Origin of the sequence: Paraburkholderia fungorum, from assembly GCF_902833645.1 — a bacterium.
Lineage (GTDB): Bacteria > Pseudomonadota > Gammaproteobacteria > Burkholderiales > Burkholderiaceae > Paraburkholderia > Paraburkholderia fungorum.
Genome location: NZ_CADFGE010000014.1, coordinates 84,852 through 97,883, shown reverse-complemented (window position 1 = coordinate 97,883; position 13,032 = coordinate 84,852). Strand labels below are relative to the sequence as shown.

Genomic DNA, 13,032 nt, shown 5'->3' with positions numbered 1-13,032 from the left:
CTTCGATTCACATCATTACCGGTGGGGCGCCGCTGCGCCCCACCCTGCTGCATCAACTCAATTCAAGTCAACTGCTTACTTCTTGCTACTTTCGGCGAGTTCGGCCAGCGCGGCGATCACGCCTTCCGCGTATGCCGGATCGGCGCGGCGGAAATGCTCGATCTGACGCACGACGATCTCATGCGGCACACCGTTGATATGACGTGCGATATTGCCGAACAAGCGCTGACGTTGCGCTTCGTCGAACAGGGCAAACAACATACCCGGCTGCGTGTAGTAGTCGTCGTCCGCGCGATGGTCATAACGATCCACCGTACCCGCTGCGAGCGGCGGCTCCGACGCGTTGCCGTCCTGCGCGAAATCGCCGAAGCGATTCGGCTCGTAGTTCACGCTGCCGCCGAGATTGCCGTCCGTGCGCATCGCGCCGTCGCGATGGAACGAATGGTGGACCGGGCAGCGCGGCGCATTCACCGGAATCTGATGGTGATTGACGCCGAGGCGATAGCGCTGCGTATCGCCATACGAGAACAAACGGCCCTGCAACAGACGGTCCGGGGAGAAGCCGATACCCGGCACCACATTGGCCGGCGTGAACGCGGCTTGCTCCACGTCCGAGAAGTAGTTAGCCGCGTTGCGGTTCAACTCGATCGTGCCGACGTCGATCAACGGGTAGTCCTTCTGTGACCACACCTTCGTGATGTCGAACGGATTGAAGCGATAGCTCGCCGCTTCCGCTTCCGGCATCACCTGAATCGCAAAACGCCATTTCGGGAAGTTGCCGGCATCGATGCTCGTGAGCAAATCCTGTTGCGCGCTTTCACGATTCTGTGCAACCACTTGCGCCGCTTCGGCGTCGGTAAAGTTCTCAATGCCCTGCATCGACTTGAAGTGGAACTTCACCCAGAAACGCTCGTTGTTCGCGTTGATGAACGAATACGTATGCGAACCGAAGCCGTGCATCTGCCGGTAGTTCTTCGGAATGCCACGATCGCTCATCAGAATGGTGACCTGATGCAACGACTCCGGATGACGCGACCAGAAATCCCACGCCGCAACATTGCTGCGCATGTTGGTGTACGGGTCGCGTTTTTGCGTGTGAATGAAGTCCGGGAACTTCAACGGATCGCGGATAAAGAACACCGGCGTGTTGTTGCCGACCACGTCCCAGTTGCCTTCTTCGGTGTAGAACTTGATCGAGAAACCGCGCACGTCGCGTTCCGCGTCGGCGGCGCCGCGCTCACCCGCCACCGTCGAAAAACGCATGAAGAGCGGTGTGTCCTTGCCGACTTGCGCAAACACTTTGGCCTTCGTGTAACGTGAGATATCGTGCGTGACCTTCAGCGTGCCGAATGCGCCGGAACCCTTGGCATGAACGCGGCGTTCCGGAATCACTTCGCGATCGAAGTGAGCGAGTTTTTCGAGCAACCACACGTCTTGCAGGACGACCGGACCCCGCGCGCCGGCGGTCATCGAATTCTGGTTGTCGGCGATGGGTGCGCCGGCTGCATTGGTGAGCTTACGTTCGGACATGGGGAACTCCTGTGTGGCTTTTATCGGAAACAGAATGCGGGAGGTGGTGCGGCGCGCTAACGCTACGGCTCAAGCGAGTCAAGCGGCTCAAGCTGACAGGGCCCGGTCGACCAGCAAGGACAGCGCAACCGTGCGCAAACCCCGCACCGATGCGGCGAAGCTGCCGTTGGTCACGCGAGTGGCTTGAGCGGCGACGGCTTGGACTTGCTGCGGGTTCGACTGCGTCATGATTTCCTCCGGGTCTTGGGGATCGGGCGATCCATGGAGGACACTATATCAATGCTATCGAATTATCGTGTTTGATTAATTTTATCTATTCGATAGGGACGGCAGCTATCGGCACCAAGGCGGCTGGCCGCTGGCCGCTCACGGCGGTGCACGGCGGCCGGCCTGGGTACGTCGTGCCGCCTAGTTGACGGCGACAGGCAGATCGAGCTTTTTGACACCCGCCAGATCGCAGGCGTTGATGGCGTCGCAGATCGCTTCGATCGCGGGCATCCGCGTGAAACTCTTGCGCCAGGCGAGCACGACGCGGCGATCCGGCACCGGTTCGTCGAAGGCGACATAGCTGAGCAAGCCTGCGTCGATGCCGCCGGCGTGCGGCTTGACCTCAGTCACCGACATGCGCGGCAACACGGTTATGCCGACGCCGCTTGCCACCATATGACGGATGGTTTCCAGCGACGACCCTTCGAAGGTCTTCTGGATGCCGTCTGCGTTCTGCGAGAAACGCATCAGTTCAGGACACACGCCCAGTACGTGGTCGCGGAAGCAGTGGCCGCTGCCGAGCAGCAGCATGGTTTCCTGCTTGAGATCCTCGGCATCGATCCGCGGGCGGTTTTCCCACGCATGACCGGACGGCAGCGCGACGACGAACGGTTCGTCATAGAGGGGCCGCAGCATCAGACCCGTTTCCGCGAACGGCAGCGCCATGATGGCGACGTCGATTTCGCCCTGCTTGAGCAGTTCGATCAGCTTGACCGTGTAATTTTCCTGCAGCATCAGCGGCATCTGCGGAACGCGCTTGATCATCTGCTTGACGAGGGTAGGCAGCAGATACGGCCCGATCGTATAGATCACGCCCAGCCGCAGCGGTCCGACCAGCGGGTCTTTACCCTGTTTCGCGATTTCCTTGATGGCAAGCGTTTGTTCAAGAACCCGCTGAGCTTGCGTGACGATCTGTTCGCCGATCGGCGTGACACTCACTTCGCTGGTGCCGCGCTCGAAAATCTGCACGTTGAGTTCGTCTTCGAGCTTTTTGATGGCCACCGACAGAGTCGGCTGGCTGACGAAACACGCTTCGGCGGCCCGGCCGAAGTGCCGCTCGCGGGCAACCGCGACGATGTATTTCAATTCGGTGAGCGTCATTGGGGGACCAATCAGTGCGGATAGTTCGATAGGTTCTAGTTATACACCTATAGGGTCGGTTCGCCAACTTTTTGGTCCTTCCGGCGTCAGGCGGACGGGTTTGTCCGGTATCAAAAGGCCCTTTTCATGCCTTCAGATATTGCTCGCGAGCTCCGAGCCAGCGGGCCAGGTGCTGCAAAACCACATCGGGATACTTCTCGAGCAAAGCCGCGGCGGCTTCTCTCGCCGGCTCGATGAGCCACTGATCGTTCTGCAGATCGGCGAACCTCAACATGGCCGCGCCCGACTGCCGGGCACCGAGAAATTCCCCCGGACCGCGAATCTCCAGGTCACGCCGGGCGATTTCGAACCCGTCGGTCGTCTCCCGCATGGTCTGCAAGCGCGCTCGCGCCGTCATCGACAATGGCCCCGTATAGAGCAGCACGCAAACCGATGCCGCGCTGCCGCGCCCTACCCGTCCGCGCAACTGGTGCAATTGCGCGAGGCCGAAGCGCTCGGCATGCTCGATCACCATCAGCGACGCATTTGGCACGTCGACCCCCACCTCGATCACCGTGGTCGCCACCAGCAACTGCACCTCGTTGCGCGTGAACGCATCCATCACCGCGGCCTTCTCCGCCGGCGCAAGGCGGCCGTGCACCAGCCCAACCTTCAGTTCGGGCAACGCGGCCACCAGCGTCTCGTAGGTCTCCACCGCGGTTTGCAACTGCAAGGTCTCGCTTTCCTCGATCAGCGGACACACCCAATACACTTGCCGACCCGTCAGCGCGGCCTCGCGCACGCGGCCGATCACCTCTTCGCGCCGCGCGTCGGAGACCAGCTTGGTCAGAATCGGCGTGCGCCCGGGTGGCAGTTCGTCGATGGTCGAAACGTCGAGGTCGGCGTAATAGGTCATTGCCAGCGTGCGCGGAATCGGCGTCGCGGACATCATCAGTTGATGCGGTTGGAAATCGTGCGCGCCGTCGGCGGCGTTCTGCGCCTTGGCGCGCAACGCGAGGCGTTGCGCCACGCCGAAGCGATGCTGTTCGTCGACGATGACCAAGCCCAGCCGCGCGAATTCGACCGCATCCTGAATAATCGCGTGCGTGCCGATCACGAGTTGCGCCGTGCCGAGCGCCGCCGCTTCGATCGCGGCGCGCTTCTCTTTGGTTTTCAGACTGCCAGCCAGCCACGCGACGCTCACGCCCAGCGGCTCCAGCCAGCCGCGCAATTTGCGCGCGTGCTGTTCGGCGAGGATTTCCGTGGGCGCCATCAGCGCGGCCTGGTAACCGGCGTCGATCGCCTGCGCCGCAGCGAGCGCGGCCACGATCGTCTTGCCACTGCCGACATCCCCCTGCAGCAGCCGCTGCATCGGATGAGGCTGCGTCAGATCGAGCGCGATCTCGCCACCCACGCGCTCCTGCGCCTTCGTCAGCGAGAACGGCAATGCCTTCAGCAAACGCGCCACAAGCGCCGTTTCGTCGCCCAGCTTGCGGCGCGGCATGGCCGGCGCCGCCCGCGTGCGACGCTCGTCATGCGCGCGCTTCAACGACATCTGCTGCGCGAGCAGTTCCTCGAACTTGATCCGCACCCATGCCGGATGCGTGCCGTCGATCAACGCGGTCTCGTCGGACTGCACGCCCGGATGATGCAGCGTGCGCACCGCGTCCATCAGCGTCGGCACGCCGAGCGGCTGCATATAAGTTCGCGCGATCGGCTCGGGCAGCAATTCCGGCAAGGACGTGCGCGACAACGCGTTGTCGATCGACTTGCGCAGATATGCCTGTGTCACGCCCGCGGTGCTTGGATAAACCGGCGTCAACGCCTGCGGCAGCGGCGTGTCTTCGTCGACCACGCGCACCGCGGGATGCACCATCTCCATGCCGAAGAAACCGCCGCGCACATCACCGCGCACCCGCAATCGCGCGCCGATCGCCATCTGCTTGACCTGCGAGCCGTAGAAATTCAGAAAGCGCAGCACGAGTTCGTCGCCGGCGTCGTCGCGCAGTTTCACCAGCAACTGCCGACGCGGGCGATAGGCAATCTCGTTGTCGAACACCACGCCTTCTGTCTGCGCAATGCCACCGGGCAGCAGGTGCCCGATCGGCGTCAGGGAAGTCTCGTCTTCGTAGCGCATCGGCAAATGCAGGACGAGGTCGATGTCACGCGTAAGGCCCAGTTTGGCGAGCTTGTCGGCGGGTTTGGCCGCGGGTTTGGCGCCCGCCTTGGCCGCCGGCCCGGCGGCGGTTTTGCCTGCGGGCTTGTCGCCGAAGGGATTGACCGGCTCAGCTTCGCGCGCGGCCGGTTCGCTCGGCGGGCTGTCGCCCGCGCCGATGTCGTTCGACCCCGCCGCCGCCTTGTCCCGCGCGCCGCGGCGCTTGGGCTCGGCGCTCACTTCGTCGGTGGCGGAGGGCATTCGGCGTTCGGACAAAGGCATGGGTTGCTTCGCAAGTACAATATCGGCTGTCAAAGGTGTTGGCGCCAGGCAGCGCGCGGGCTCGCGGGCCGCTCCGGCGTCCCGCAATCATAGCCGCCCGGCTCCGGCTTCGGCTCAATTCAGTCTCAATTCGCTTCCAGTCGTCCGCATGTTTACGCTTTCCGATTTCGATTTCGATCTGCCACCCGAGCTGATCGCGCAAGTCGCGCTGCCTGAGCGCAGCGCCAGCCGTTTGCTCGAAGTGGACAACACGGTGAACCCCGCGCGCCTTACAGACCGCGGCTTTGCCGAACTGCCCGAATGCATCGCGCCCGGCGATCTGCTGGTCTTCAACGATACCAAAGTCCTGAAGGCGCGTTTCCTCGGCCAGAAGGCCAGTGGCGGCAAGATCGAAGTACTGGTGGAGCGCCTGACCGGCGAGCGCACCGCCCTCGCGCAGATCCGCGCGAGCAAGAGTCCGCAGCCGGGCACCACGATTCGTCTGGCCGACGCGTTCGACGTAACGGTCGGCGAGCGCGTCGAGCCGTTCTACACGCTGCATTTCCCGGACGACTGCCTGACGCTGATCGACCAATTCGGCCGCCTGCCGCTGCCGCCGTACATCGAGCACGACCCCGACTCGACCGACGAAACGCGTTACCAGACGGTGTTCGCGCAGAATCCCGGCGCGGTGGCCGCGCCCACCGCCGGCCTGCATTTCGACGACGCGCTGCTCGCGCGGCTCAACGCCCGCGGCGTGGAGCGTGCGACCCTCACGCTGCACGTCGGCGCCGGCACCTTCCAGCCGGTGCGGGTCGAAAATATCGCCGAACACAAGATGCACAGCGAGTGGTATCACCTGCCGCAATCGCTCGCCGACAAGATCGCGGCGACGCGTGCGCGCGGCAACCGCGTGATCGCGGTGGGCACGACGTCGATGCGCGCGCTCGAAGCCGCCGCGCGCGACGCGGAAGCGGCTGGCCGCCCACTCGGCGCGGCCAGCACGGAAACCGATATTTTCATCACACCCGGTTATCGATTCCGCGTGGTCGACCGCCTGGTGACGAATTTCCATTTGCCGAAATCGACGCTGCTGATGCTGGTGTCGGCATTCGCGGGCGTCGATACAATTCGCGAGGCCTACCGCCATGCGATCGAACAGCGCTACCGCTTTTTCAGCTATGGCGACGCGATGCTGCTGACGCGCCGCGACGCCTGACATCCGGCACGCCGCTTCAAAGTTTTTGTCATCCCCAAGCCGCCGCGAGACTTTCCGGCGGCGATTAACATTTGCGCCGGACTGTTTTCCGGTAGCACAGGAGTTAGCCCATGACCGACGGTCATACCCACGATACGAGCGGTACCTGCAATACCTGCGCGAGCCACGGCGAGCGCCCTGAAAACGGCCTCAAATTCGAACTGCTCGGCACCGACGGCCAGGCGCGGCGCGGCCGCGTCACGCTGAATCACGGCGTGGTCGAAACGCCGATCTTCATGCCGGTCGGCACCTACGGCACGGTGAAGGCGGTCCAGCCGCGCGAGCTCGAAGAAATGCACGCGCAGATTATCCTCGGCAATACGTTCCACCTGTGGCTGCGCCCGGGCCTGGAAACGATCGAGGCGCACGGCGGCCTGCACGGCTTCATGGGATGGAAGAAACCGATCCTGACCGACTCGGGCGGTTTCCAGGTGTTTTCGCTCGGCGATCTACGCAAGATCACCGAAGATGGCGTCACGTTCGCGTCGCCGATCAACGGCGACAAGCTGTTCCTGTCGCCGGAAGTATCGATGCAGATCCAGAAGGTGCTGAATTCGGACATCGTCATGCAGTTCGACGAATGCACGCCGTACGCGACCAACAATGTGCCGACTTCGCATCAGGAAGCCGCCGATTCGATGCGAATGTCGATGCGCTGGGCCAAACGCTCGATCAATGAATTCAACCGCCTCGGCAATCCGAATGCGCTGTTTGGCATCGTCCAGGGCGGCATGTTCGAAGATCTGCGCGACGAATCGCTGGCGGGTCTCGCGGAGATGGATTTCCACGGCCTCGCGATCGGCGGCCTGTCGGTCGGCGAACCGAAAGAAGACATGATGCGCGTGCTGAACCATATCGGCCCGAAGCTGCCGGCCGACAAGCCGCATTACCTGATGGGCGTCGGCACGCCGGAAGACCTGGTGGCGGGCGTGGCCGCCGGCGTCGACATGTTCGACTGCGTGATGCCGACCCGCAACGCGCGCAACGGCTGGCTCTTTACCCGCTTCGGCGACATCAAGATCCGCAACGCCGCGCACAAAAACTCACTGCGTCCGCTCGACGAGCAATGCGGTTGCTACACCTGCCGAAACTTCACCCGGGGCTACCTGCACCATCTGCATCGTGTAGGGGAAATCCTCGGTGCGCAGTTGAACACGATTCACAACCTGCACTATTACCTCGAGTTGATGCAGGAAATGCGCGACGCGATCGACGCAAAACTGTTCGGGCCGTTCCGTCAGCGCTTCCACGAGAACCGCGCGCGCGGCATCGATTAGCCGGCAAATGGAAATCAACTGACGAATTTGACGGCGGAATCCGTCGGCGCTGCACGGAAAACCTTACAATTAACTTTCGGATGCAGCAGAAAAGGCTTTAAACGGTTGATCGGAAAGCCGATTCGCCGCGCCGACCCCCGTCAGGCCAGTGGTAGAATAACCGGCTGATTTTTTTGATCGTTTTGATTTATAACGGAGAGACCAACGTGTCGTTCATTTCCAATGCCTTCGCCCAAGGCACAGCAACAGGTGGCATTGAATCGAACCTGATGAGCTTCCTGCCGCTGATCCTGATGTTCGGCGTGCTGTACTTCATCATGATTCGCCCGCAAATGAAGCGCCAGAAGGAGCATCGCAACATGCTCGCCGCCATGGCCAAGGGTGATGAAGTGGTGACGAATGGCGGCATCGTCGGCAAGGTGACCAAGGTGGGTGAAGCTTACGTCGGCGTCGAAATCTCGGAAGGCACGGAAATCACCGTGCAAAAAGCGTCGGTCACGACGATTCTCCCGAAGGGCACGATCAAGTCGCTGTAAGGCCTGCTCTCTCGCGTCCGGCGCGGCCTCGCCGGCGGTTCTCGCGGAACATCGCTGAGCCGCCCGCGCTCATCGCCGGACGCATCGCTTCCAAGCCAACCTTCCCGTTGGACCACTCATGAATCGCTACCCCCTCTGGAAATACGCCGTGATGCTGGTGGCTCTGGTCATCGGCCTCGTGTACACGCTGCCCAATCTGTTCGGCGAAGCGCCGGCGGTGCAGGTGTCGAGCGGCAAGGCAACCGTCAAACTCGACTCGACCACGCTGTCGGCCGTCGAAGCCACGCTTGCCGCCAATCAGATCAAGCCTGACGAAGTCACGTTCGACAATTCGTCGACCAACGCGAACATTCGCGTGCGTCTGCTGGACACCGACACGCAACTGCGCGTGAAGGACCTGCTGCAAAAATCGCTGAACAGCGACCCGACCGATCCGCAGTACATCGTCGCACTGAACCTGCAGAGCGCTTCGCCGCGCTGGCTGACCGCCCTGCACGCGCTGCCGATGTACCTCGGCCTCGATCTGCGCGGCGGCGTGCACTTCCTGCTGCAGGTCGACATGGCCGGCGCGCTGAACAAGAAGCTCGATTCCGACGCCTCGGATGCGCGCACCATGCTGCGCGACAACAACATCCGCGACGGCGGCGTGAACCGCGTCAACCAGACGGTGGTGATCAATTTCGCCGACCAGGCGACGGCGGACGCGGCCATCAAGCAACTGAGCCGCGGTATCAGCGAACTCCAGTGGGCCTCGCAAACCAATCCGGACGGCGGTGTGCAACTGGTCGGCACGTTCACGCCGGCGGTGCAGAAAGCCGTGCAGGACGCCGCGCTCAAGCAGAACATCACCACGCTGCATAACCGCGTGAACGAACTCGGCGTGGCCGAGCCGGTGATCCAGCAGCAAGGCTCGGACCGTATCGTGGTCGAACTGCCGGGCGTGCAGGACACGGCGAAGGCGAAGGACATCATCGGCCGCACGGCAACGCTTGAAGCGCGCCTCGCCGATCCGGTCAACACGCATCCGAATCCGGGCGATCCGGTGCCGCCGGGCGACGAGCTGTTCACCCAGGGCAACCAGACGCCGGTGCTGCTGCGCAAGCAGATCATCTTCACGGGTGACCGCATCATCGACGCGTCGGCCGGCTTTGACGAGCATCAACGTCCGTCGGTCAACATCCGCCTGGATTCGGCGGGTGGCCGTGCGGTGCGCAGCGTCTCGCGCGACAACATCGGCAAGCCGATGGCGATGGTGCTGTTCGAGAAGGGCAAGGGCGAAGTGCTGACCGTGGCGACCATCCAGTCTGAACTGGGTGACCGCTTCCAGATCACCGGCCAGCCGAACCCGCAAGCTGCCGCCGACCTCGCGCTCCTGCTGCGCGCCGGTTCGCTCGCCGCGCCGATGGACATCATCGAAGAACGTACGATCGGCCCGAGCCTCGGCGCGGACAACATCAAGAAGGGCTTCCACTCGGTGGTCTGGGGCTTTGTAGCGATCGCTGTCTTCATGATCGCGTACTACATGCTGTTCGGCGTGATCTCGATGATCGGCCTGTCGGTCAACCTGCTGCTGCTGATCGCCGTGCTGTCCATGTTGCAGGCCACGCTGACCTTGCCGGGTATCGCCGCTATCGCGCTCGCGCTCGGTATGGCGATCGATGCGAACGTGCTGATCAATGAGCGCGTGCGCGAAGAACTGCGCCACGGCGCGCCGCCGCAACTTGCGATCCAGAACGGCTACGCGCATGCATGGGCGACGATTCTCGACTCGAACGTCACCACGCTGATCGCCGGCCTCGCGCTGCTCGCCTTCGGCTCCGGCCCGGTGCGCGGCTTCGCGATGGTTCACTGTATCGGCATCTTGACGTCGATGTTCTCGGCGGTGTTCTTCTCGCGCGGTATCGTCAATCTCTGGTACGGCGGCAAGAAGAAGCTCAAGTCGCTGGCTATCGGTCAGGTGTGGCGTCCGCAACCGGAAGGTATCGACGGCGCCGCGGCTTACCTCAGCAACGACGACACCACGACCGATACGGCACGGGCCGTCGCCGCGGCAAGCGCCAAGCCCAAGGCCAAAGCCGCCCCGGCCCAGGCGCGTGCCGGCAAGCCGACTGTGCGCCGCCGCAACGCGTCCAATACGCCGCAGAAACCGGGTTCATCCCGCTGAGTCCCGGAGAACAAGACCATGGAATTTTTCCGTTTCCGCAAAGACATTCCGTTCATGCAGCGTGCGTTGATCTTCAACGCAATCTCGCTGCTGACGTTCATCGCCGCTGTATTTTTCCTGCTGCATCGCGGGCTGCATCTGTCGGTGGAATTCACCGGCGGTACCGTCATCGAAGTGCAGTATCCCGGTGCGGCACCGCTTGACCCGGTACGCGGCACGCTCAACAAGCTGGGCTATCCCGACGCGCAGGTGCAGAACTTCGGCACCTCGCGTGACGTGCTGATCCGTCTGCCGCTCAAGCAGGGCTACACGTCGGCGCAACAGAGCGACCAGGTGATGGGCGCGCTGAAGGGCGAGGACCCGCAGGTGCAGTTGCAACGCGTCGAGTTTGTCGGCCCTCAGGTCGGCAAGGAACTCGCAACCGACGGCCTGCTGGCGCTGGCCTGTGTGGTGATCGGCATCGTGATCTATCTGTCGTTCCGCTTCGAATGGAAGTACGCGGTCGCCGGCGTGATCGCGAACTTGCACGACGTGGTGATCATTCTCGGCTTCTTCGCATTCTTCCAGTGGGAGTTCTCGCTCTCGGTGCTGGCCGCGGTGCTCGCGGTGCTCGGCTACTCGGTGAACGAATCGGTCGTTATCTTCGACCGGATTCGTGAAACCTTCCGCCGCGAACGCAAGATGACCGTGATCGAGGTGATCAACCACGCGATCACCAGCACCATGTCGCGCACGATCATCACCCACGGCTGTACGCAGATGATGGTGCTGTCGATGTTCCTGTTCGGCGGCCCCACGCTGCACTACTTCGCACTGGCGCTGACGGTCGGTATTCTGTTCGGTATCTACTCGTCGGTGTTCGTCGCGGCGGCGCTCGCCATGTGGCTCGGCGTGAAGCGCGAAGACCTGATCAAGGACAAGAAGGAACGCGTCGATCCGGACGATCCAAACGCAGGCGCGCAAGTCTGACTCTGCTGCAGGCAGACATCTGACTCGATCGCAAAAAGAAAGGCCGGTTCTCTCGAACCGGCCTTTTACGTTTACCGCCTGTGCGCCTCAGCGAAACCCGAGCTTGCGGCGCGCCGCCATCAGCGCCGCCAGGCTAATAGCCGCGGCGAAAATCATGTAGTAGCTTGGCGCGGCCTTCGAGCCCGTAAAGCTGATCAGCCACGCGATGATGAACGGCCCGAAACCGCCGAAGATCGTCACGGCGATGTTGTAGGCCAGCGACATGCCGGTCGTGCGCGTCTGCACCGGAAACATCTCGGAGAGCAAACCCGGCAGCGCGGCAAAGTAGCCGGTCATCAGAAAGCCGAACACGATCTGCAACGCGATCAGCGTGCCGAAGGTCGGATGCGCGACCAGATACACGAAAGCCGGATTGATCAGGATGAGCAGCAGCAGCGCCGAAATCAGCATGATCGTGGTGCGCCCATGGCGATCCGACAGATGGCCGATCAGCGGCGAGAAAACCATCTGGATCAAGCCGGTCAGCGCAATTGCCGCGAATGCAACCGAAGGCGCGAGCCCCAACTGCTTCACGCCGTACGTTGGCATAAACAGCACCAGATAGGTCGACACCGTACCGAGCACCACCACGCCGATCGCAATCACGAGGCGCAGCTTCTGGCTGCTGAAGGTATCGCGCAGCGGCGTGGCGGTGGTTTCCGCCGCGAGGAACTCAGGCGTTTCGTCGAGTTTGGTCCGGATATACCACGCCACCGGCCCGATCAGAAGACCAAAGAAGAACGGCACACGCCACCCCCACGAGGCCATCTGCTCCGGCGACAGTTTGCCGGTCAGCACCACGCCGAAGCCGGCTGCGAGCAGCGTGGTGAGCCCCTGGCTCGCGACCTGCCAGCTTGCGAAGAAGCCGCGCCGCCCCGGTACGTGTTCCGCGAGAAACGCCGTGGCGCTGCCGAACTCGCCGCCCGCCGAAAAACCTTGCATCAGACGCGCGATTACGAGAATGATCGGCGCCGCAATGCCGATGCTTTGATACGTCGGCAGAACCGCGATGATCAGCGTGCCGCACATCATCAACAGAATCGACAGCGTGAGCGCCGCCTTGCGTCCGGCGCGGTCGGCGTAAGCACCGATCACGATCGCGCCGAGCGGCCGCATGAAGAACGACACGCCGAAGGTGCCGAGCGTCAGCAGCAACGAAACCGTGTCGTTGCCCGCCGGGAAAAACAGCTTCGCGATGATGACCGCGAAAAAACCGTACACCACCAGATCAAACCATTCCAGCGCGTTGCCGATCGAGGCGGCCACCACCGCGCGCCATGAATTCTGGCGGCTCCGCGCGAGGCTTGCCGTTGCCGTTGTGTTCATAAAGATCTCCAATGCGCGCGAAATATTTTTCACGTAAGTTTTACGCCGGGTATTGCCCGACTGGATGCGCGCACAACCAGTTCGGAACCAGCGCTCTATGTACCTGAAAAATTAAACGGAGGCGAGCGGCAAATCACCCGAGGCCGCCGCACAAGGCTTCCGGCGCTTCA

General features: G+C 62.6%; 10 protein-coding genes. 5 read left to right on the top strand and 5 right to left on the bottom strand.

Going from position 1 to position 13,032, the window contains the following annotated elements; all coding sequences use genetic code 11:
- Positions 1 to 75: 75 nt before the first annotated feature.
- The 4 genes from HWX91_RS33065 to recG form a co-directional block, all read right to left on the bottom strand.
- On the bottom strand, positions 76 to 1,530 hold the full coding sequence (locus tag HWX91_RS33065; protein ID WP_028198855.1) for a catalase: 1,455 nt from the start codon (positions 1,528 to 1,530) through the stop codon (positions 76 to 78).
- Between the two features lie 87 nt (positions 1,531 to 1,617).
- On the bottom strand, positions 1,618 to 1,758 hold the full coding sequence (locus HWX91_RS33060) for a hypothetical protein (protein ID WP_167346781.1): 141 nt from the start codon (positions 1,756 to 1,758) through the stop codon (positions 1,618 to 1,620).
- A gap of 180 nt (positions 1,759 to 1,938) precedes the next feature.
- On the bottom strand, positions 1,939 to 2,898 hold the full coding sequence (locus HWX91_RS33055; protein ID WP_028198856.1) for a LysR substrate-binding domain-containing protein: 960 nt from the start codon (positions 2,896 to 2,898) through the stop codon (positions 1,939 to 1,941).
- A 124-nt stretch (positions 2,899 to 3,022) separates the two neighbouring features.
- Positions 3,023 to 5,314, bottom strand: coding sequence for an ATP-dependent DNA helicase RecG (recG, locus tag HWX91_RS33050; RefSeq protein WP_028198857.1), 2,292 nt, complete (start codon positions 5,312 to 5,314; stop codon positions 3,023 to 3,025).
- Between the two features lie 148 nt (positions 5,315 to 5,462).
- Here recG and queA point away from each other — a divergent pair, with 148 nt between their 5' ends.
- From queA to secF, 5 genes are all read left to right on the top strand, one after another.
- Entirely contained in the window at positions 5,463 to 6,512 is a 1,050-nt protein-coding gene (queA, locus tag HWX91_RS33045; protein ID WP_028198858.1) for a tRNA preQ1(34) S-adenosylmethionine ribosyltransferase-isomerase QueA, read from the top strand.
- 110 nt (positions 6,513 to 6,622) lie between these two features.
- Complete coding sequence (gene tgt / locus HWX91_RS33040) at positions 6,623 to 7,828, top strand: tRNA guanosine(34) transglycosylase Tgt (protein ID WP_028198859.1); 1,206 nt, start codon at positions 6,623 to 6,625, stop codon at positions 7,826 to 7,828.
- Between the two features lie 206 nt (positions 7,829 to 8,034).
- On the top strand, positions 8,035 to 8,364 hold the full coding sequence (yajC, locus tag HWX91_RS33035; protein WP_007179286.1) for a preprotein translocase subunit YajC: 330 nt from the start codon (positions 8,035 to 8,037) through the stop codon (positions 8,362 to 8,364).
- A gap of 118 nt (positions 8,365 to 8,482) precedes the next feature.
- Positions 8,483 to 10,528 (top strand): protein translocase subunit SecD, encoded by a 2,046-nt coding sequence (secD, locus tag HWX91_RS33030; RefSeq protein WP_028198860.1) that lies wholly within the window; start codon positions 8,483 to 8,485, stop codon positions 10,526 to 10,528.
- A gap of 18 nt (positions 10,529 to 10,546) precedes the next feature.
- Positions 10,547 to 11,497 carry a protein translocase subunit SecF gene (gene secF, locus HWX91_RS33025; protein WP_028198861.1) on the top strand — a complete coding sequence of 317 codons (951 nt, stop codon included), beginning with the start codon at positions 10,547 to 10,549 and terminating at the stop codon, positions 11,495 to 11,497.
- 87 nt (positions 11,498 to 11,584) lie between these two features.
- Here secF and HWX91_RS33020 read toward each other — a convergent pair whose 3' ends face one another.
- Positions 11,585 to 12,862, bottom strand: a complete 1,278-nt coding sequence (locus HWX91_RS33020; RefSeq protein ID WP_028198862.1) for an MFS transporter — start codon at positions 12,860 to 12,862, stop codon at positions 11,585 to 11,587.
- Positions 12,863 to 13,032 lie beyond the last annotated feature (170 nt).

What these genes read in the sequence shown, in the direction of transcription:
- HWX91_RS33065 (WP_028198855.1), bottom strand. Translation starts at nt 1,530, where the DNA reads ATGTCCGAACGTAAGCTCACCAATGCAGCCGGCGCACCCATCGCCGAC.
- HWX91_RS33060 (WP_167346781.1), bottom strand. Translation starts at nt 1,758, where the DNA reads ATGACGCAGTCGAACCCGCAGCAAGTCCAAGCCGTCGCCGCTCAAGCC.
- HWX91_RS33055 (WP_028198856.1), bottom strand. Translation starts at nt 2,898, where the DNA reads ATGACGCTCACCGAATTGAAATACATCGTCGCGGTTGCCCGCGAGCGG.
- recG (WP_028198857.1), bottom strand. Translation starts at nt 5,314, where the DNA reads ATGCCTTTGTCCGAACGCCGAATGCCCTCCGCCACCGACGAAGTGAGC.
- queA (WP_028198858.1), top strand. Translation starts at nt 5,463, where the DNA reads ATGTTTACGCTTTCCGATTTCGATTTCGATCTGCCACCCGAGCTGATC.
- tgt (WP_028198859.1), top strand. Translation starts at nt 6,623, where the DNA reads ATGACCGACGGTCATACCCACGATACGAGCGGTACCTGCAATACCTGC.
- secD (WP_028198860.1), top strand. Translation starts at nt 8,483, where the DNA reads ATGAATCGCTACCCCCTCTGGAAATACGCCGTGATGCTGGTGGCTCTG.
- secF (WP_028198861.1), top strand. Translation starts at nt 10,547, where the DNA reads ATGGAATTTTTCCGTTTCCGCAAAGACATTCCGTTCATGCAGCGTGCG.
- HWX91_RS33020 (WP_028198862.1), bottom strand. Translation starts at nt 12,862, where the DNA reads ATGAACACAACGGCAACGGCAAGCCTCGCGCGGAGCCGCCAGAATTCA.